Annotated in this window: 21 protein-coding genes; 5 read left to right on the top strand and 16 right to left on the bottom strand. The window is 35.9% G+C overall.

The genetic code is table 11. From position 1 onward, the window contains the following. Nucleotides 1–18 precede the first annotated feature (18 nt). Complete coding sequence (locus tag LS684_RS07590; RefSeq protein ID WP_233811567.1) at nucleotides 19–294, bottom strand: YlbG family protein; 276 nt, start codon at nucleotides 292–294, stop codon at nucleotides 19–21. 110 nt (nucleotides 295–404) lie between these two features. Between LS684_RS07590 and LS684_RS07585 the strand changes: the two genes are divergently transcribed. Beyond that, the gene (locus tag LS684_RS07585; protein ID WP_233811010.1) at nucleotides 405–731 is read left to right on the top strand and encodes a hypothetical protein; all 327 of its coding nucleotides are present in this window, start codon (nucleotides 405–407) and stop codon (nucleotides 729–731) included. Between the two features lie 47 nt (nucleotides 732–778). Here LS684_RS07585 and LS684_RS07580 read toward each other — a convergent pair whose 3' ends face one another. The 4 genes from LS684_RS07580 to LS684_RS07565 form a co-directional block, all read right to left on the bottom strand. Beyond that, nucleotides 779–1216 (bottom strand): YlbF/YmcA family competence regulator, encoded by a 438-nt coding sequence (locus tag LS684_RS07580; protein WP_233811009.1) that lies wholly within the window; start codon nucleotides 1214–1216, stop codon nucleotides 779–781. 63 nt (nucleotides 1217–1279) lie between these two features. Continuing rightward, nucleotides 1280–1711, bottom strand: a complete 432-nt coding sequence (locus tag LS684_RS07575) for a DUF6130 family protein (RefSeq protein ID WP_233811008.1) — start codon at nucleotides 1709–1711, stop codon at nucleotides 1280–1282. Between the two features lie 194 nt (nucleotides 1712–1905). Continuing rightward, a complete protein-coding gene (locus tag LS684_RS07570) occupies nucleotides 1906–2145 on the bottom strand; it encodes a YlbE-like family protein (RefSeq protein ID WP_233811007.1) in 240 nt (79 codons plus the stop codon). A gap of 17 nt (nucleotides 2146–2162) precedes the next feature. Beyond that, nucleotides 2163–2579 (bottom strand): YlbD family protein, encoded by a 417-nt coding sequence (locus LS684_RS07565; RefSeq protein ID WP_233811006.1) that lies wholly within the window; start codon nucleotides 2577–2579, stop codon nucleotides 2163–2165. A 148-nt stretch (nucleotides 2580–2727) separates the two neighbouring features. Between LS684_RS07565 and LS684_RS07560 the strand changes: the two genes are divergently transcribed. Both LS684_RS07560 and LS684_RS07555 read left to right on the top strand, forming a co-directional pair. After that, nucleotides 2728–3225, top strand: a complete 498-nt coding sequence (locus LS684_RS07560) for a PaaI family thioesterase (protein ID WP_233811005.1) — start codon at nucleotides 2728–2730, stop codon at nucleotides 3223–3225. Nucleotides 3226–3230: 5 nt separating this feature from the next. Further along, on the top strand, nucleotides 3231–3587 hold the full coding sequence (locus LS684_RS07555; RefSeq protein WP_233811004.1) for a hypothetical protein: 357 nt from the start codon (nucleotides 3231–3233) through the stop codon (nucleotides 3585–3587). Between the two features lie 214 nt (nucleotides 3588–3801). On the opposite strand, the gene LS684_RS07550 is transcribed toward LS684_RS07555, so the two are convergent. From LS684_RS07550 to LS684_RS07535, 4 genes are all read right to left on the bottom strand, one after another. Next, nucleotides 3802–4725: a CAP domain-containing protein gene (locus LS684_RS07550; RefSeq protein ID WP_233811003.1), complete on the bottom strand. Its 924-nt coding sequence runs from the start codon at nucleotides 4723–4725 to the stop codon at nucleotides 3802–3804. Nucleotides 4726–5169: 444 nt separating this feature from the next. Next, nucleotides 5170–6630: an IS1182 family transposase gene (locus LS684_RS07545; protein ID WP_233811002.1), complete on the bottom strand. Its 1461-nt coding sequence runs from the start codon at nucleotides 6628–6630 to the stop codon at nucleotides 5170–5172. 161 nt (nucleotides 6631–6791) lie between these two features. Further along, nucleotides 6792–7226 (bottom strand): CBS domain-containing protein, encoded by a 435-nt coding sequence (locus tag LS684_RS07540; protein ID WP_233811001.1) that lies wholly within the window; start codon nucleotides 7224–7226, stop codon nucleotides 6792–6794. 11 nt (nucleotides 7227–7237) lie between these two features. Further along, nucleotides 7238–7852 carry a CAP domain-containing protein gene (locus LS684_RS07535; RefSeq protein WP_233811000.1) on the bottom strand — a complete coding sequence of 205 codons (615 nt, stop codon included), beginning with the start codon at nucleotides 7850–7852 and terminating at the stop codon, nucleotides 7238–7240. A gap of 454 nt (nucleotides 7853–8306) precedes the next feature. Between LS684_RS07535 and LS684_RS07530 the strand changes: the two genes are divergently transcribed. Together LS684_RS07530 and ytvI are read left to right on the top strand one after the other, a co-directional pair. Continuing rightward, the gene (locus tag LS684_RS07530) at nucleotides 8307–8666 is read left to right on the top strand and encodes a YugN family protein (protein WP_233810999.1); all 360 of its coding nucleotides are present in this window, start codon (nucleotides 8307–8309) and stop codon (nucleotides 8664–8666) included. A gap of 312 nt (nucleotides 8667–8978) precedes the next feature. After that, on the top strand, nucleotides 8979–10037 hold the full coding sequence (gene ytvI, locus LS684_RS07525) for a sporulation integral membrane protein YtvI (protein WP_233810998.1): 1059 nt from the start codon (nucleotides 8979–8981) through the stop codon (nucleotides 10035–10037). Nucleotides 10038–10293: 256 nt separating this feature from the next. Here ytvI and LS684_RS07520 read toward each other — a convergent pair whose 3' ends face one another. The 7 genes from LS684_RS07520 to cyoE form a co-directional block, all read right to left on the bottom strand. Then, nucleotides 10294–10761 carry a DUF420 domain-containing protein gene (locus LS684_RS07520; RefSeq protein ID WP_233810997.1) on the bottom strand — a complete coding sequence of 156 codons (468 nt, stop codon included), beginning with the start codon at nucleotides 10759–10761 and terminating at the stop codon, nucleotides 10294–10296. A 241-nt stretch (nucleotides 10762–11002) separates the two neighbouring features. Continuing rightward, complete coding sequence (gene ctaG, locus LS684_RS07515) at nucleotides 11003–11908, bottom strand: cytochrome c oxidase assembly factor CtaG (RefSeq protein ID WP_233810996.1); 906 nt, start codon at nucleotides 11906–11908, stop codon at nucleotides 11003–11005. Between the two features lie 249 nt (nucleotides 11909–12157). Next, nucleotides 12158–12493, bottom strand: a complete 336-nt coding sequence (gene ctaF, locus LS684_RS07510; protein WP_233810995.1) for a cytochrome c oxidase subunit IVB — start codon at nucleotides 12491–12493, stop codon at nucleotides 12158–12160. A gap of 4 nt (nucleotides 12494–12497) precedes the next feature. Beyond that, nucleotides 12498–13127, bottom strand: a complete 630-nt coding sequence (locus tag LS684_RS07505; RefSeq protein WP_233810994.1) for a cytochrome (ubi)quinol oxidase subunit III — start codon at nucleotides 13125–13127, stop codon at nucleotides 12498–12500. After that, nucleotides 13127–15004 carry a cytochrome c oxidase subunit I gene (gene ctaD / locus LS684_RS07500; protein WP_233810993.1) on the bottom strand — a complete coding sequence of 626 codons (1878 nt, stop codon included), beginning with the start codon at nucleotides 15002–15004 and terminating at the stop codon, nucleotides 13127–13129. Before ctaD ends, LS684_RS07505 begins: the two co-directional genes overlap by 1 nt. Before the next feature lie 31 nt (nucleotides 15005–15035). After that, nucleotides 15036–16103 carry a cytochrome c oxidase subunit II gene (gene coxB / locus LS684_RS07495; protein ID WP_233810992.1) on the bottom strand — a complete coding sequence of 356 codons (1068 nt, stop codon included), beginning with the start codon at nucleotides 16101–16103 and terminating at the stop codon, nucleotides 15036–15038. A gap of 123 nt (nucleotides 16104–16226) precedes the next feature. Continuing rightward, nucleotides 16227–17168 carry a heme o synthase gene (gene cyoE, locus LS684_RS07490; RefSeq protein WP_233810991.1) on the bottom strand — a complete coding sequence of 314 codons (942 nt, stop codon included), beginning with the start codon at nucleotides 17166–17168 and terminating at the stop codon, nucleotides 16227–16229. Between the last annotated feature and the right edge of the window lie 352 nt (nucleotides 17169–17520).

Raw genomic sequence — 17520 nt, 5'->3', positions numbered from 1 at the left:
TCGTCTCACCACTCACCATTATATACCCATTTTATAATCGTATTCTTTTGCTTTATCTGGTTTAGAATTTTCAAATTCCAGCTTGAGAAACGGCTTATAAGAGGGTTCTACTTTTTTTACAAACGGATATGAAGCGATTTTCTCCATTAACCCCTTTGCATCTTCTTGATTACAATATAATACAACATATTTCATACGTTTTGAAACATAATGTACATTCCCAAACCTTCTAAGCATCTTCGCTTGCTTTAAGGAATGTAACCAGACAATAATACCTTGCCGTTGACTTAACAACATCATACTTCCCCTTCAATTCGTCAATTATTAAGAATAGTCTAGCATAAAAAAGCGGAATTTACCAATGTACACTTTAAGGGATTATTAGTAGAGAGGTTGGTATATGAATGGATCTAAGCACAGTTTGGAAGCTGTTTGTAGATGGATTAAGCGTTGAACCACCTATTAAGCACGTTGAATATAAACAAATTACCGGCATCCCTTTTTTATATATAGAGACGAATGTTTTCTTGAGGGTTCAAGAGGTTGAAATTTTGATTCGTACTCATGCCGCGAAAGCTATGAAAGGAAAAAGGTTGCATAGTGAGACCATTTTGGTAAGAAATAAAGAGAACCTGTTTGTCTATCGTCATCGTTTTTTCGTACCACAACAAAAAATGTTTTGTTGTGGTAACCTTTGTCTTGATTGCGTGAGACTAAAATCGGAAGAGTAATAAAAAAGTACAGAATAAATAGTAAGCACTTATCCTGTACTTTCTCTCTAAGCAGAGCAGCCGCAGCTTCCTCCTGAACCACATCCTCCACTACAGCTTGAATCAAAGAATGGGTTGCCTGTTGGTACTTTAACATTTTTAGAAACAGAATGTCCGATTATCATACTCACCTCATCAAGCATAGCTTGTAATTCATTTTCAGCTACCTTGAAATTCGCTACATTCTCATCCAAATCCACTTCTCTTTTTAGAACTCGAATATCCATCATGACTTTTTTATAGTCAGGATGATATTTCCCAAACCTTTGTACCTCTTCGTATAATTCCTTCGCCTTTGAAAATTCAGCGATTTTCCCTTGTGTATCTTTATTTTGAAGCTTTGCTAAGCAAAGCCTATAGTTTTCCACTACCTCTGATTGGAGAATAAATCCAGCTAGCTGTTCGGCTCTCTCCAGTATTGCAATACCTTCTGTTGTAGTAAGCATGGGTTGCTCACCTCCGCTTCATATTTTAACATGAATCGGAAAATAAACGAAGTTATTCGCTACTTATGGAACGATTACGGTAAATTCTTTTTTTAATCCTAATGTTTTATTATTTGGTTTAACAATCTCAAGCTTAATCTTGTGGGTTCCGGGTGTAAGACCTTTCACAATAAATGCTGCCGTGTGGATTTCATCTTTCTTTTTACCATCTACATATAGCAGGATCTTTCCTTTAGATTTTTCAGAGTTCTCTCTAAAAGATATATCCTTCACCATGCATTCCACAAATAAATTAGTTCCTTTGACATGATGATGCACGCTTAATCGTTCTTGTTTACGCTCATTCTGAATAGATGATACAGGTACATCGTTCTCTGTATTTACATAGCTCATTGGAATAATTTTAATTTTATTTTCAGGCTCTGGTATATCCTTTTGACAAGCGACTAACGATATGATCAAGATAATACCACTAAGTGCTTTCAAGTGTTTCATGTAGCTCACTCCTCACTAGTTCAGCAATAATTCTTACTTATGATTGTATTGTTTACTAGTGAGGAGTATTTTACTCTTTGGAGCTATGCAAGGTAAAAAATCTATAGCATGTCGTATGGATGGATCATTTGTGAACATTTTAGAAAAAGCTAGCCAACATATTGGAACAGAACGATAAAAACAATTAGAACCCTTTAAGATTGCTCATTCATAGCTTGAAACATACTCATCATCATGGAAGCCATCTGAACACCATTAGAGAATTTCTCCACTTGGTGCGGAATTGTTTTTTTATAATAGTGAAGGGATGCAATTTCGAGTGACTGCAATTCATTTGGATTTCGCGATAGCTTTCTAAACCACTGTGGCTGCTCCCTAACAAATTGCCTTAAGTCCTTTTGCTGCTTTAAGTATTCAGCAACTTCCTTACGCATAAATATCTCTCCTTACCTTAATCTTTTCTAAACATAAAGGGGTGCTTAGGTGCTTGATTTTTATTAGATGATGGTGTGCTCCCTTGATTATTCCCTTGGAACTGGGTAATAACTCCTTGAACCGCTGCTAGAGCTTGACTAATACTACTTATATGTCCTTGAATTTGATTCGGATCAATGGTTTTTACTGCTCCCATTACTTGCGAGATCCAATCGGATTTTTTGTTTTCTGAATTTTCAAGACCTTCTTCTTGAGCCTTTTCTTCTGAACGATTCGTGCTCCAACGCGGATCCTCTTCACCAAGTAAATACCATTCTTCATACATCTCCTGCCAGGTTGATTTGCCAGTGCGCACCTCTTGAATCAAATGAGGATGATTCTTTACAAACACTTTAAATTCTCTAACGGATGGGTGTAATTGTTTTTTAGACATATTTATTCACCTCTAATGAATACAGTCGCCTATATTACCATATGAATGTGCTGGTTTTTTCGTGATATGTTCTGAATACATACTGAGTGTAAAAATCAAAAAAAGAATGGTAAGATATGTAGGAAATTATGATTGAAAGGTGAAGTTCATGAAAGATGAAATTAAGCAATTAACAGAAGAATATTTAGAACATGCGAACAAAGAGGATTTAGAAATATTAAAAAGTGCTCTTCAAGGTTTGAGAAAAAAGCAAACTACTCCTACCACTTACCTTGGAGGTCTTTTACACATGGAAAGAACAATGACAAAGGAATCCTGCGAAATCACCATTCCTATTAATCAATTATTGGATAACTCCCTTGGCATAGTCCATGGTGGAATAACAGCCACATTACTGGATACGGCAATGGGATCACTAGCCAATTACATTCTCCCTGAAGGTTATGGTGCCGTTACATCTCAATTAAACATTTATTACCTAGCGACTGGACAGGGAGATTACTTATCCTGCAAGGCTAAAATAGACCATCAAGGAAAAAAAACAATGGTGATTTCTGCAGATGTTTTTCGGTCAGATGGAAGAAAAATTGCACAAGCTTCAGGGATTTTTTTCATCATTGAAAAAAATCCTAAGTACAGGGGGTAACTCGTATGGTAACTGCCATCCTCATCCCTATCATTTTTATTTATTTCTATTGGTTAACAAGAAAAGAAATGAAGGAGAGCTATGAGAAGTGGACACAGCTAGACCATATTCTAGAAGAAGCTGTCGTTTCAGGAACCATTCAACATATTAAAACAGAGAAGCAGCGTTATTATTACCATCGATTCGTTTACGTAACAGTGCTTACACTTCAAATCGACAGAAACGTTTTACAAGTAAAAAAAATAGAACCCCTCCGCCATAACTTCTCTCCTAACACTTTTACAATTGGGGAACATGTTCGATTATACGGGAATTGGAAGGAAGACTTCTTTCAATTTAATCGGGTGGAAAGAACGAACTAAAGCGCAGGGAGCATTGGTAAGACTATGGCAAGTAAGACAGTTAGAGGGTTAAAGGTAAAGGTATTCTTTGACTCAAACTTTAAAGAGGGGTATGACCTCGAATGGCTAGGTAGTAGAGGTGGGAATTGAAGCGTTTATATACCATCGATAAATTGACAATGTACGCTAAACAACGAAAAAAGCTAGAGCTCTACTCTAGCTTTTTTACAACCCGTTATTCTTTCCATTTTTGAATAAAGTTCTGTGTATAATGTTTTTTATATACTCCTACACCTAGATGAGTAAAATCATTGTTAAGCATGCTTTCACGGTGCCCTTTACTGTTCAGCCATCCTTCTACAACAGCTGGAGCATCAATATAGTTTGCTGCAATGTTTTCACCTGCTAATTGATAGATTACTTTACCAGCATCTAATCGGTCAGCTAAGTCTCCATATGTCTTTGAAGTATGTGAGAAGTCTTCACTCTCAAACATATCTTTACTATGTCCCAATGCTACGACAGCTGTCGCTTCGTCCCACTCTAAAATAGATAGATTATGCCTTTTTCTCATCATATTTGTAATATCAAAGATTTGTCGCTCTTTCCCCTCTTCTATGAGTAACTCCTTCGCTCCTTCAACTGAAGCAGGTTCAATTAACTCTCCTCGATAAACTAATTCATATGGACGATGCTTAAGGAGCGTTTCAGCATCAAGAAAGCGAATACTTGATAAGGTTTCAGTAAACTTATCAATATATAGCTGAACAAAAATATCTCCTACTTGCAATATAGGCTGGGTATTAAGGTCGTCTTCTGACATTTCAAATCGATAAGGATTTCCGTTAAACTCAAGATCAAAATTTGGATTGAATGTATAAGCAGAAAATAGCTGGGCTGATGACTGTCCTATAGCAAATGGACTTACATTGACGTCCTGCCCGATTGCATAGCCTGTCACAACAATCGAATCTTTCACACCAAATTGTACATAATAGTTAAAATCCTGCTGATAAACCCACCATTCGTAGTCGTAGTATGAAGGATCCACACGATCAGGTTCCCCTAGAGTCGTTTCAAGCTCACTTACGTTCTTTCCCATAAGTGTTAAAAGACCTTCATCTGGTAGAAAAATATTCGGATTGTTTGCTTCTTTCAATTGACTTTCTAACGATTCATCTACTTCAGGAGCTGCTTGGTCTTGATCTACTAGGATTTCTGTTTCTTCTTTACTTTCTGTTAAATATAGTCCAAAGAGTAAAACAGCGGCAACGATAATTAAAATTCTTATTAAGGCTCTCAGACCAAAATTCTCCTCTCTCTTTTTTTCTATTATAATATGAGGATTATGACTAAATTATTATAACATCTATTAAATTCTTTTTAATAGAATATAGACTATACATTTAGTTAGGGTGCCTTACAGATATTAAACAGTTTAAATTGGTCCATAAGAAAAAGGCACCTAAATGGGAGACTGCTGAAATTATCGGCAATCTAAAGTTTACCGCAATGAAATTAAAAAGATTAGGGGATGATTTTAAACATTCCCTAATCTTTTTTCGTGTTTTGGGTTTAAAAAGGTAAAATAAATGGGTTATTTCTAACCCTTTAACGTTATAATTCGTTTCATATTAACTACGAAGAGGGTTGTTGCACTTTGTATGTGCATGCCTAAAAGACCATGGGATTGGCTTTTCTTAAAACCATGGCGATTCTTTAACTCTGCATTTTTAGCCTCGATCATATACCTGTTTTTGGCTAGTTCCTTGAACTCCTCTGTTTCCTGGTAGAGTTGGTGTTCTTCGTGAATTTTATCCTTCTTCAAGGTTACGGTATATGTTTTACTTGCAGCTCCTTCTGTATAACAGCCTTCTCTAAGTGGACAAACCTTACACTTTTCAATATCAAAGTAGTGTGTTTCTCGTAATACTGTTCCTTGCGTCGCATGTTTCTTCTTTCCGTGTAGGGCTTTCTTAATCGCCATATGCCCAGCTGTACATACATATCGTCCGGCATCCTTATTGTATTCAAATTCTCCTGATGCCCTTTTGTTTCCCTCTGAAACAGTCTTGCTTAATTTCGAAACTAACTTAATTTCTTTCTCTTTGGCATATTCAATCATATCTTTCTCAGAGTAAGCCCCATCGCCAATGAATACTTTTACTTCAATTCCGTTTTCAACCGCTTTCTCAATTAGCTCTTTTGCTTGTTTTCCATCATTCTGTTCCCCTGTTGTAACAATTGCCGAAGTCACAATACGCTCTGGAACCATTGCGATGTGAGTTTTGTATCCAAAAAAGGAAGAATCCGAAGTCTTATGACCTACTTTTGCATCTTTTTCCACCGTTGAATTCAGTTGTTCGATATCATCATTTACAATCTCTTCTAATAAGTTCGTTTTTAATTTTACGTCTTCTTTTATATATAAACGCTCATCATTTTTAATGGTATTGATTAATTGATTACAATAATTGATATGATCTAATAATTCATTTGTACCAGGCTTAGTTGGCATCTTATCTTTATAGGTTTCGTCTTGTCTATAAACGCTCTTTCTAAGTTGTTTTGACTGTTCAATCAAAATTTCAATGGGTGATGTAGAGTTAAACATACTGTCCGTATGGGTTGAATCCACAATGATCTGGTTCGATTTAATCAGACCTTCCTGTAGGGCAATTTCAACCGTCTTTTTAATTAGTAAATCTAATAATGAAGCGTCTTGAAGGCGCAGTTTTCTAAATTTTGTTAGGCTCGTTGGATGCACGATTTTATCTTCGGGAGCTACATCTAAAAAGTATTTAAATGACATATCAAACGTCGCTCTCTCAATCAAATCCCGGTCCGACATAGGGTACATCACTTTGAGTAGTAATAACTTAAACATCATGATAGGACATTTGGCTGTAGCGCCAAATGCCTCATTATACATATCTTTTAACTCGTCGTAGATAAATTCAAAATCAACTAAGTTTTTAAATTTCCTCAAAAAATGATCTTTTGGGATCAATATATCATAAAGTGCACTATATGAACTGAGCACTAATTCTTTTTTAGGTAGCATAGTTTCACCAATTTTCCTCTGATGTGTTCTTTCACTATGATACCATTTTCCTTCACCAACTTAATCAAATGTATACAAAAAAGGAAGAGTTTCCTCTTCCTTTTCATCACAAGGGTATTAATGAGACTTTTTCAGCAGTCTCCCTAAATGGTGCCTTTTTCTTAATGCTGTGCGGGTTGACTGTCCGTCTCTGATATCTCAGACAGAGCTTCACCAGCTTGCTCTTCAGTTAAGTGGTCAACAGCAAAGTCTCCAAGCGCGACTATCCCTTGCAGCGTATCTCCTTCTACTACAGGGAGACGTCTAATTTGATGTTTTGCCATCAGCTGAGCTGCTTCCTTTGTAGACATGTCTTGTGTAACTGTAATTAATTGCTCACTCATGATATCACTAACTTTAGATGAACCTGGATGCTTTTCAGCAACACAACGGATGACTATATCCCTGTCTGTAATCATCCCTACTAATTTATTTTGATCGACTATTGGAATAGCTCCAACATTCAATTCTTTCATTTTCACCGCTACTTCATACACATTATCCAAAAGTGAACAGGTTTCTACATGAGATGTCATAATATCTCTTATCTTTTGCATTGAAAATCCTCCTAGTTTCTTCTAATCATTAATGCGGACCAATAGTTTCTGTGTAAGCCACCTTCAACATGACCAACACCTATATGTGTGGTACTTTTATCTAAGAGCACTTCTCGTTGAAGATATGAATTCATCCATTTGTCAAAGATCTCATCAGCTTTATTTGGACCTGCTCCCACATTTTCTTTTACTGAGCGGAAATCAATCTGAAACTTCTTTAACATTAATGTAGGATACCCATATTCAGGAGACTTATGCGCGACATATTGATACCTCATCATATCCAACGACTTCTGTTTAGCTACATCTGATAGGTTTTGATCGTGAACCAATGGAGGCAATTTAACTTGAAAGCGTTTATTATTAATAAGCTGAATCAATTTCTCCTCTTCTCTAGATATTTTCTTAATCGTGTTGCTTGGGATATAAATAATATCACCTGGAAAAATTAATTGAGGGTTATGTAGATGCTGATTTGCATCTAATAGTTCCTGAAGATGAAGATGATATTTTAAGGATAACTTCCACAATGTATCTCCTTTTTGAATCATATAAGACTCAGCAGATGATTTACTAATTGAGATAAAATTTAAACATAAGAATAATAATAGCGATTTTTTGAGCAACTAGTATTTCCTCCTTTTGCTTAAACATCCTAACTTAAAAATCTGTATGGTCACATTGAACATGAAATAAGAATATTTTCTACCAAAACTAGTTGGCTAGAAAAAATAATAGAAAACACTGTTTCTTTATCTATAATCTTTCCCTTTCTAAGGAAGAAAACTCATTTTATGTCCTATCAATTGCTTTTTTTTCTACATCGTAATCAGAAAAGGTTCTGCCTAATCCTTTTTTGCTGGTTTCCACATAGACCCGCTAACCAAAATTTGGAAAGAAAAAGCTAGGCTAGTCTTCCAAAATATTTGTACAAATTGTGAATCAACTGTGTTTTTCTTTAGGATTTCGTTGCAAGTTCTCCATTTTTCTACTATTATTAAATTTGAGAAAAACTTGCTTATAAATAGCTGTTTGGTGATTGCAAACGTAAAAGCTAACGTTTGGTAGGAGGGAATTACAATGAAATTTGAAAATACTGGATTAGAAAGCTTTAAGGCTGACCTAAATCGTCTGGATGAAGTCATGTCTAAGCACGGTTTAGTTCGTGAAGGGCAATGGGATTATGAACGAGTTACATATGATCGCAAATTTGATCTAAAAGAAGGCATTTTCTATTTACGTGTATTCGGATTTGCTGCTGAGGGCGATGTAGGCGCTCATAGAGCCGTAATTCAACTAATGACACCACTTTTAGGAAAGCACTACTATCCACATGGTGTGGAATATGGTGAGGGAGAAACTTTCCCTAATTCTCTAGTCAGCCAATGTGAAAAGCTTTTAGCTGATATTAAGAATGAAGTAGAGGCTTTTGCGGAATAATTAAACTATTTTCACCAATGCATACCAGTGGTTGAATTAGACTGTAGATCAACTCAAATCATTTTGAGTGTCTATAGTCTTTTTTATTTATAGAGTTAGTCACTTATTGAAACCATTGAATTCTATCTCAGTGAAGTAACTTAACTATTCCCCATAAATTATGTAAATCTGCAATATTTTCTTCATATTTCCTGAAAGAATCTCTACTTTTTTCTGTTTATTTTCCTCAATGCATACTATAATTTAATTGTTAGTACAATTATTGCATATATATCATTACAGAGTTTTCTTGGTTTAGAAAGGGGTTCTAACTTGTCTGGATTTTTCAAAAAACGAACATTTTTTATTTTCATAGGGATTGCGCTAATTGCCACCTTGTTCTACTTAATAATCCCTGTATCCATCCCACTTATTCTCGCGTTTATTTCTGCCTTGTTTTTAGAGCCACTTGTGAAGCTCTTAAAGTCTAAAGCAAAAATAAACCGAAGCTTATCTGTGTTAATTATCTTCTTGATATTTGTTTTATTTATTGGGGTAAGTGGATATTTCATTACAACTAAAGTTATTACCGAAGCCATTAAATTAGTTGAAAACTCCCCTTCATATATAAACGAAATAACAAAAGCATGGCTTAGCGGAGAAGAAAAACTAACAAATGCTGCAAAGGACTTGCCGAAGGATGTTGTAGATGAGATAAGCAATCAAGTTCAATCGTTCTTAAATAAAACAAAAGATGAGCTTGTTGCCTATGTAAACATCGATAATCTTAAGGCGATTTTAACGAATATACCCAATTATTTAGTGAGCTTTCTTGTGTATTTAATCGCATTATTCTTATTTTTATCAGACCTTCCTCGTTTACGAGAGGGCATGTATAAGCTTTTAACAGAGCAAACAGCTGACAAAGTTAATTTTATGACGTCCAGACTTTCTTACGTTATTTTCGGATTCTTTAAAGCCCAGTTTTTAGTTAGTGTGATCATTTTTATCGTATCCTTAATAGGACTATTGTTTATTTCTCCAGAAATCGCTTTAATTATGTCATTTATTATCTGGGTAATTGATTTCATACCGATTATAGGTTCCATAGTCATTCTAGGGCCTTGGGCTTTATTCCACCTACTAACCGGTGATATTGTCTTAGGCACTCAACTATCTGTTCTTGCAGCAGTCCTCTTAATTATTCGAAGAACCGTTGAACCAAAGGTGATGGGAAGCCATATTGGTCTATCTCCTCTATCAACACTCATAGCGATGTATTTAGGACTTAAGCTCCTCGGTATTCTCGGCTTTATCATTGGTCCACTTCTCTTAATTGCATTCAATTCTGCAAAAGAAGCAGGGATCATTAAATTAAATTTCAAAATATAAGACGAAACATAAGCGGGCATTTGCCCGCTTATGTTTTTTTGTGAACAGCTTAGTCCTTCTTGGCCAGGCTAGGGGCAAGTAATTTCGTTTAGAATAGTAGGGTTCCTTGCTTACTTTGCCTTCCATTCTAAATTGGCTAATGACCTCGAGTGGCTAGACGCTGGAGATGGATGTCGAAATATTTATCATCAAATGCTAAAAAGTATCCGTTCTTATGCAATAAAAATAAAAAAAAGAAGCGGGATTCCGCTTCTCCTTAAAAGCCTAGTATCGCTTTAATTACTGATGTTGTCTCTCCACCACGGTAAAATACATATAGAAGGAGATAGACAGCTACACCAGTAATCGCAGTGAAAAACCAAATCACACTAGTAATTGGCCCCAGCTTACGATGCTTCGCTAGTTTATTGTTGTACCCAGTCAATAAGGTAACAATTCCAAAGACTGCACCTGTAGTTGCTAAGAAAATATGAAACACTAAAAACAACGTATAATAGATTTTAATATCTTCTGGACCACCGAAAGCCGTATTTCCGATAAAAATCGTTCGAGAAGCATAAATAATAAAGAAAATAATGGCGAATATAGCTGCAAGAGTCATTGTTTTCTTATGAGCTTCAATCTTGCGCTTTCGAATTTGGCCCCATCCAATTGCAACAGTCAATGCACTTAATACAATAAATGTCGTACTAATAGTTGGTAAAATAGGTAAAGTGTAATTCATATCCGTTCCCTTTCAGATTTTATCTCTATATCTAGAAAAACATCTAGAAAAAACCTACACACCCTACATTTTAGATGAGAGATGCTATTTTTGCAATAAACCAGTCTAATGTTCATGAAATGTTAACGAAATAGACAATACTTTCACAGGATTTGTGATTTAATTAACAGACGTATAATCAAATTTGAACTTATAGACTTCTACATAAATGGCTGCCTTTTTTGAGAGGCAGCCATTTGCATTATTCAACCATATGTGGGTTTAAACGATAGTTTTTTTCTGCTTCCGTTTCCTCATCCTGTTCTTTCCTAAACCATTCAAAGAAGATTTGAGCAAGAATGACACCATACACAATCTCTTGAATAATTTTCATGAGTACTCCACCTGTTTGTTGATCATGAAGTAATGACATTGAATTGAACATTTCAGGCCCACTAATATTCAAACTAGATAAGGTTGTCGGTGAAACACATAACTCTAAAGCTACAAGCCAAGCAGAAGGATCAGAATAGGTTGCATACATAGGAGTATCTGCAAAAATAATTAAGGCACATGCTGGGGTTAATAGTATTCCATCTGCAAATATATAGCCTACCTTTTTTAAACCACTTAGCTTGTTTTCTTCTTCGAGTAAATTCATTAGTGGCCACCACATAAAGATAGCAAATGCAAACAAGAAAGTCGTATAGAACCCGTGTAAAAACATATCTGTTTTAATCGCATCAAAGATTAGCGGAATATGGTAGAAAGAAAATAATCCATTAAACAAAATAAGTGCAATTAGTGGTTTAGTAAAGAATCGGAAAAGCTTTCCAATCCACTTTTTACTTAATATGGTTCGCCAAATCCAGTTTGGAATGCTTCTAATGAGTAATGGAGGGATAACAAGATAGAGCAATGCCATTTGTATCATATGCGCATAAAACATTAAATGACCCATTAAATCTAACGGTGAGCCTTTAATGGCATACAATAATAGAATGGTACTTGTAAATAGAATACCTTGTTTTCGTGTTAGTGGCTCACTACCTTCAAACCTTTTGCGAAATGTAACGGTAATTAAGAAATAACCAACGATAACAGCAATTAAAGAAACAAAGTAAATAGGACTCCATAGCGCTTGAAACCCAAATATACTTAACGGCATTTTTTTCACCTCTTTTAGTTAAACGCAATCAATTAAATTATACTCTCTCAATCCTAGTTTCTCAACATTTCTAACTAGCTTCCTTTTTTTACAACCAAAATCTCTTCAATCTTTTTCTTTCTCAAATGCGATATTGGATTTTCTTAAATCATAGGCATCATTTGCTAAATAGCAAGTTGTCTACTACGCATTTTGTTTACATGCAATACAAAAAGAAACCGGCTTAAGCAGCCGATTTCTCTTGATATCTTACCACCAAATAATTGTCACAAAAGCTAATACCGTTACTAATCCAACAAATAATCCTGAGTATAAGAATAGCGCTGGTGCTTCATGACCTTTATGGCTCATATGCATGAAATAATACAATTGGAATATTACTTGAACAATTGCTAGAAGAATAATGAAAGGAACTGTAAACCATCCAGAAAATCCTTCATAGCCAACCGCCACAAATGCGACTAATGTCAAGAAAATCATTAATGAAAATGAAATGATTTGATATCTCATTTCCTCTGCGCTTTTTTTACGACGATATTCAATGTCGACTCTTGGGTTACCTGAGCTTGGTTGTTGATTTGCCATCAGTTTATCCCACCATTCCCATTAAATATACTACAGTAAAGATAAAGACCCAAACAACGTCGATAAAGTGCCAGTAAAGACTAGCTACATAGAACTTAGGAGCGTTGTATAGGTTTAAACCTCTCTTACTGTTGCGGATCATTAAGGTAACAATCCAAAGTAAACCAAATGCAACGTGACCACCATGGAATCCAACTAGCGTATAAAACGCAGACCCAAATGCACTACTTGTAAACGTATGGCCGAATTCGTGTACATAATGATTAAACTCATAAATTTCTAATAACAAGAATGCGAAACCAAGAAGAACAGTTAGTCCTAACCATAGTTGCATCTTCTTAAAATCATAGTTTTTCATATGATACATTGCATAAACACTTGTTAATGAGCTTGTTAATAACAACATCGTTGCCACAAAAACTAATGGTAGTTCAAATAAGTCTTTTGCAAGCGCATGCTCTGTATTAGGAACTTTATCCTTTAATGCTAAATAGGTAGCGAAAAGAGTAGCAAAAAGCACCGTCTCTCCACCTAAGAATAACCAAAATCCTAAAAATTTATTTTTCCCTTCGAGGGTTTGTTTCTCAGGCGATGCTGGCCATGATTCATATGTGAATTTTTCTTCAGCTTGCATTATGCCTTTACCCCCTTATCCTCATCGTCATCCATAAGCTCTTCTTTATGAATATGATACCCATGATCATCCTTAATAGAACGAACAAACATAGAACCAAGTGTTACTAACATACCAAAGATTAACACTGGGATACCCCAAGTATTCCCCTCGTCCCCTTGATACATTGCACCAAATGCTGCAATAAATAGTCCTAAAGAGATCATAAATGGAATGAATGAATTGTTTGGCATATGAATGTCTCCAAGCGGTTCAGCAGGGGTCATTCCTTTCTTACCTTCCATCTTTTCTAACCAATAAGCATCTAAACCACGAACCAGTGGTAATTGCTTAAAGTTATAGTAAGGTGGTGGTGACGAAATTGCCCATTCAAGTGTACGGCCATCGCCCCAAGGATCATTGCCAACCTTTTGGTTCTTAACGCTTGTAATAATGATATTCACTAATAAGATAATGGTAGCTGCAGCCATAAAGAACGCACCTACTGTACTAATAGCATTCCCTGCATTTAGCCCTTGACCAGGTAGGAATGTGAAAATACGACGAGGCATCCCCATCAAACCTAAGAAATGTTGGATAAAGAATGTTAAATGGAATCCGATAAAGAATAACCAGAAGGTAATCTTTCCTAAGAACTCGTTTAACATTGTTCCGAACATTTTTGGCCAGTAGAAATGTGTACCTGCTAATAATGCAAATACTACACCACCAACAATTACATAGTGGAAGTGTGCAACAACGAAGTAGCTATCATGGTACTGATAATCTTGTGCTGCAGATGCAAGCATTACTCCTGTTACTCCACCTGCTACGAATGATGGAATGAACGCTACTGCATACATCATCGGAGTTGTAAACTTAATACTTCCGCCCCACATCGTAAATAGCCAGTTAAAGATTTTAATACCTGTTGGTACAGCAATCGCCATTGTAGCAACTGCGAAAATAGCATTTGCAATAGGTCCCATACCAGTTGTAAACATATGGTGAGCCCATACCATGAATCCTAAGAAACCAATTAATACGGTTGCAAATACCATAGAAGAATATCCGAACAGTCGTTTTCTTGAGAAGGTAGCAAAAATATCAGAGAAAATACCGAATGCAGGTAATACTAAGATATATACTTCTGGGTGACCGAAAATCCAGAATAAATGCTCCCAAATAATCGTATTTCCTCCAGCAGCTGGGTCAAAGAAATTCGAGCCGAACATACGGTCAAAAATCATTAAGAATAAACCAACTGTTAATGGAGGGAAAGCGAATAAAATAAGTGCTGATGCAACAAACGTAGACCATGTAAATAACGGCATACGCATATAAGTCATTCCTGGAGCACGCATATTGATAATTGTTACAAGGAAGTTAATCCCTCCAATTAGCGTACCCGCACCAGAAATCTGTAATCCAAGTGCATAGAAATCAATTCCGTGTGTTTCAGATGCTAATGATAAGGAAGCATAAGAAGTCCAGCCAGCATCTGGCGCTCCTCCCATAAACCATGAAAGGTTTAAGAAAACTCCTCCGAAGAAGAATAACCAGAAGCCTAAAGAGTTTAAGAATGGAAATGCAACGTCACGCGCACCGATTTGTAGAGGCATGATTGCATTCATAAACCCAAATAAAAGTGGCATCGCTGCCAAGAAAATCATTGTCGTTCCGTGCATCGTTAATATTTCATTATATAAACCCGCACTTACAAAATCATTGTTTGGTACTGCAAGCTGAATACGTATAAACATCGCTTCCAGACCGCCCAAGATAAAGAAAAATCCTCCAGCAATAAGGTAAAGGTGAGCGATTTTTTTGTGATCGACTGTTGTTAAATAGTCCCAAATAGTCGCCCCAATCCCTTTCTTCTGAGCGTAGGTACTCACAGTTTTACCTCCCTTTTAAACTAATCCCCAATTAATCCTGAACTTTTAAGCTCATTAAGTATTCTGCAAGAGCATCAAGTTGCTCTTCAGTTAGATCATTGTATGTTTCTGACATTTTGTTAGCTGGCTTATACGTTTCAGGATCTTTTAACCAGTTTTTTAATTCTTTCTCATTATGGTCTAAAATACCAGCAATTTTCGTACGTTCTCCGAAGTTAGCTAAGTTTGGAGCTTGACGTGCTTGCTCTGGTCTACCATCTTGAGGTGTTACAGCATGACAACCAATACAGCTTTGGTTAAAGATCTCTTGTCCTTCTTGAGCTGAAGCTGTTTCTGCAACAGGCTCTTCTGCATTTTGCATATCGTTTACCCATTGATCGAATTCAGCTTTTGGCAACGCTTTTACTTTAAAGTCCATTAATGCATGTGAAGGACCGCATAGCTCAGCACATTTACCATAAAATAATCCATTTGCTTCATCAGCAGCTTTTTGATCAAACTCTAACCAAAACTTATTTACGTTATCAGTATTCGTGTCGATCTTTCCACCAGCAGATGGAATCCAGAATGAATGTTTAACGTCTGAAGCGATTAAATTAAAGTAAACCCTTTCATCCGTTGGAACTACTAACTCTTGACCAGTAATAATCCCTTGATCCGGATATTCGAATTCCCACCAATAAAGATTTGCACGGACATTAACAACTAGTGCATCTCTTTTACCTTCTTCATTCTTTTTATCCATTTCCGAAACATCTGCAAGCTTAAATGTTGCACTCACAGTCGGAACAGCAAGAATCAGAAGTAATACGATAGGAATAACAGTCCAAATGATTTCTAGCTTGTGACTTCCTTCTACTTGTTTTGGAATCGAATCATCTTTACGACGGAATCGAAATATAACAATGAAGAAAATCACTGTTACTACAAGAATTACTCCAACCATTATTGATGTACTTAATAACATCAAATCATATTGCGTTTTCGCAACTTCTCCAGCTGGCTTCAACGTTGATAAAAACGGTTCCCCACAGCCAGATAGAATTAGCGCTAGTACCGTGAAAAGCGATAATAAACGCCATTTTGCAAGCCTTTTCATAGCTTAATCAAACCCCTCTTTCGTAAATTATTCTATTGAATAGTTTGATCAAAAAATATATAGATAAATTCTCCCTACTAAAAATGGTATGTAGTAGGGACAGAATCCCCTAACAAAATTAGATTATAAAAGTGTGACAATAACCATAGCTACAAACATGATAGTCATATATTGTAGCGAGTATACAAACATTTGCTTTGCCCACTTCAGATCATCCTGTGATTTATATCCATAGATACCTAATCCTAACCAACCTATATTTAATACGGTTGCAATGATAAGGAAGGTATACCCAAGATCTGTAAGTAATAATGGGATAGGTAGCAATGCAACAATCCATAGCATGATGGAACGTTTAGTTGCTTTAAACCCTTTAACAACGGGAAGCATTGGAATTCTTGCCGCTCGATACTCTTCCACACGTCTCATGGCTAGTGCATAAAAATGTGGTGGCTGCCAAGCAAACATAATCAAAAACAAACTCCATGCTATCAAATCAAGGTTAGCATCCACAGCCGCCCATCCAATTAATGGTGGTACAGCACCTGAGATACTTCCTACAATTGTATTCGAAACTAACTTTCTTTTAGACCACATTGTATATAACACTACATAACTAAATACTCCAATTAAACCAATTATCGCAGCTGTCAAAGTAGTCAACAGTAAGAATGTGGTACCTAGAACAATAAATAGCAATCCCATTAAAATTACTTTTTGAGGGTTCACCTTTCCAGTTACTGTAGGTCTCCCTTTTGTTCTTTCCATTAAATGATCTATATCTCGATCGATATAATTATTTATCGAGCATGAACCTGCAATTATGAGAGAAGACCCTATGAGTGTAAACAGAATTGTATCAATATTCGTTAAAAAACCTGCCCCGGTAAAATGCAATGCAAGCCATAAACCAGTGAAGGTAGTGATCAAATTCGAATTGACAATCCCTACTTTAATTAAAGCAAGAAAGTCCTTCCAAGCTGAAGTCTCATGTAAATTTGTATCAAGGCTATGCTCACTGTTGGCTAGTGTTTCTGCTTCAGTGACCGCTCTTGTATTAGCCATTGCTTCACCTCTCCTATATCCCTTATTACAAGCATAGAAACTAGGCATGCAATACTTTCTACCACATCTAGTTGGTAAATCCATATCCGTAAGAAACACGGGAATCTTTTTATGTGTGCGCGGAAATATTATCTTAACACTATCAATATAGTATTAAAGTAGATGTGACCCAATGTCGAAAAATAATTTTCCCTCTGTATATTAAAGCACACTTTTAACTGTTTTTGTGAATTTTTTTTGAAGATTTTTTAGCTAAATTGTGACATAGGTATTAATCATTCACAAAAATGTTGTTTTTTCAACATAATATTAGCGAATAAAGGTAATATTGATTGTAAGTAGTTGTGCCTAT

The organism is Cytobacillus spongiae (assembly GCF_021390075.1).
Note: the sequence above shows the minus strand (reverse complement) of the source record. Positions and strands in the feature narration are given on the sequence as shown.

Excerpts from the sequence above, each read along its gene's own strand:
- LS684_RS07585 (WP_233811010.1), top strand. The coding sequence starts at position 405 with ATGGATCTAAGCACAGTTTGGAAGCTGTTTGTAGATGGATTAAGCGTT.
- LS684_RS07580 (WP_233811009.1), bottom strand. The coding sequence starts at position 1,216 with ATGCTTACTACAACAGAAGGTATTGCAATACTGGAGAGAGCCGAACAG.
- LS684_RS07575 (WP_233811008.1), bottom strand. The coding sequence starts at position 1,711 with ATGAAACACTTGAAAGCACTTAGTGGTATTATCTTGATCATATCGTTA.
- LS684_RS07570 (WP_233811007.1), bottom strand. The coding sequence starts at position 2,145 with ATGCGTAAGGAAGTTGCTGAATACTTAAAGCAGCAAAAGGACTTAAGG.
- LS684_RS07565 (WP_233811006.1), bottom strand. The coding sequence starts at position 2,579 with ATGTCTAAAAAACAATTACACCCATCCGTTAGAGAATTTAAAGTGTTT.
- LS684_RS07560 (WP_233811005.1), top strand. The coding sequence starts at position 2,728 with ATGAAAGATGAAATTAAGCAATTAACAGAAGAATATTTAGAACATGCG.
- LS684_RS07555 (WP_233811004.1), top strand. The coding sequence starts at position 3,231 with ATGGTAACTGCCATCCTCATCCCTATCATTTTTATTTATTTCTATTGG.
- LS684_RS07545 (WP_233811002.1), bottom strand. The coding sequence starts at position 6,630 with ATGCTACCTAAAAAAGAATTAGTGCTCAGTTCATATAGTGCACTTTAT.
- LS684_RS07540 (WP_233811001.1), bottom strand. The coding sequence starts at position 7,226 with ATGCAAAAGATAAGAGATATTATGACATCTCATGTAGAAACCTGTTCA.
- LS684_RS07530 (WP_233810999.1), top strand. The coding sequence starts at position 8,307 with ATGAAATTTGAAAATACTGGATTAGAAAGCTTTAAGGCTGACCTAAAT.
- LS684_RS07520 (WP_233810997.1), bottom strand. The coding sequence starts at position 10,761 with ATGAATTACACTTTACCTATTTTACCAACTATTAGTACGACATTTATT.
- ctaG (WP_233810996.1), bottom strand. The coding sequence starts at position 11,908 with ATGCCGTTAAGTATATTTGGGTTTCAAGCGCTATGGAGTCCTATTTAC.
- ctaF (WP_233810995.1), bottom strand. The coding sequence starts at position 12,493 with ATGGCAAATCAACAACCAAGCTCAGGTAACCCAAGAGTCGACATTGAA.
- LS684_RS07505 (WP_233810994.1), bottom strand. The coding sequence starts at position 13,127 with ATGCAAGCTGAAGAAAAATTCACATATGAATCATGGCCAGCATCGCCT.
- coxB (WP_233810992.1), bottom strand. The coding sequence starts at position 16,103 with ATGAAAAGGCTTGCAAAATGGCGTTTATTATCGCTTTTCACGGTACTA.
- cyoE (WP_233810991.1), bottom strand. The coding sequence starts at position 17,168 with ATGGCTAATACAAGAGCGGTCACTGAAGCAGAAACACTAGCCAACAGT.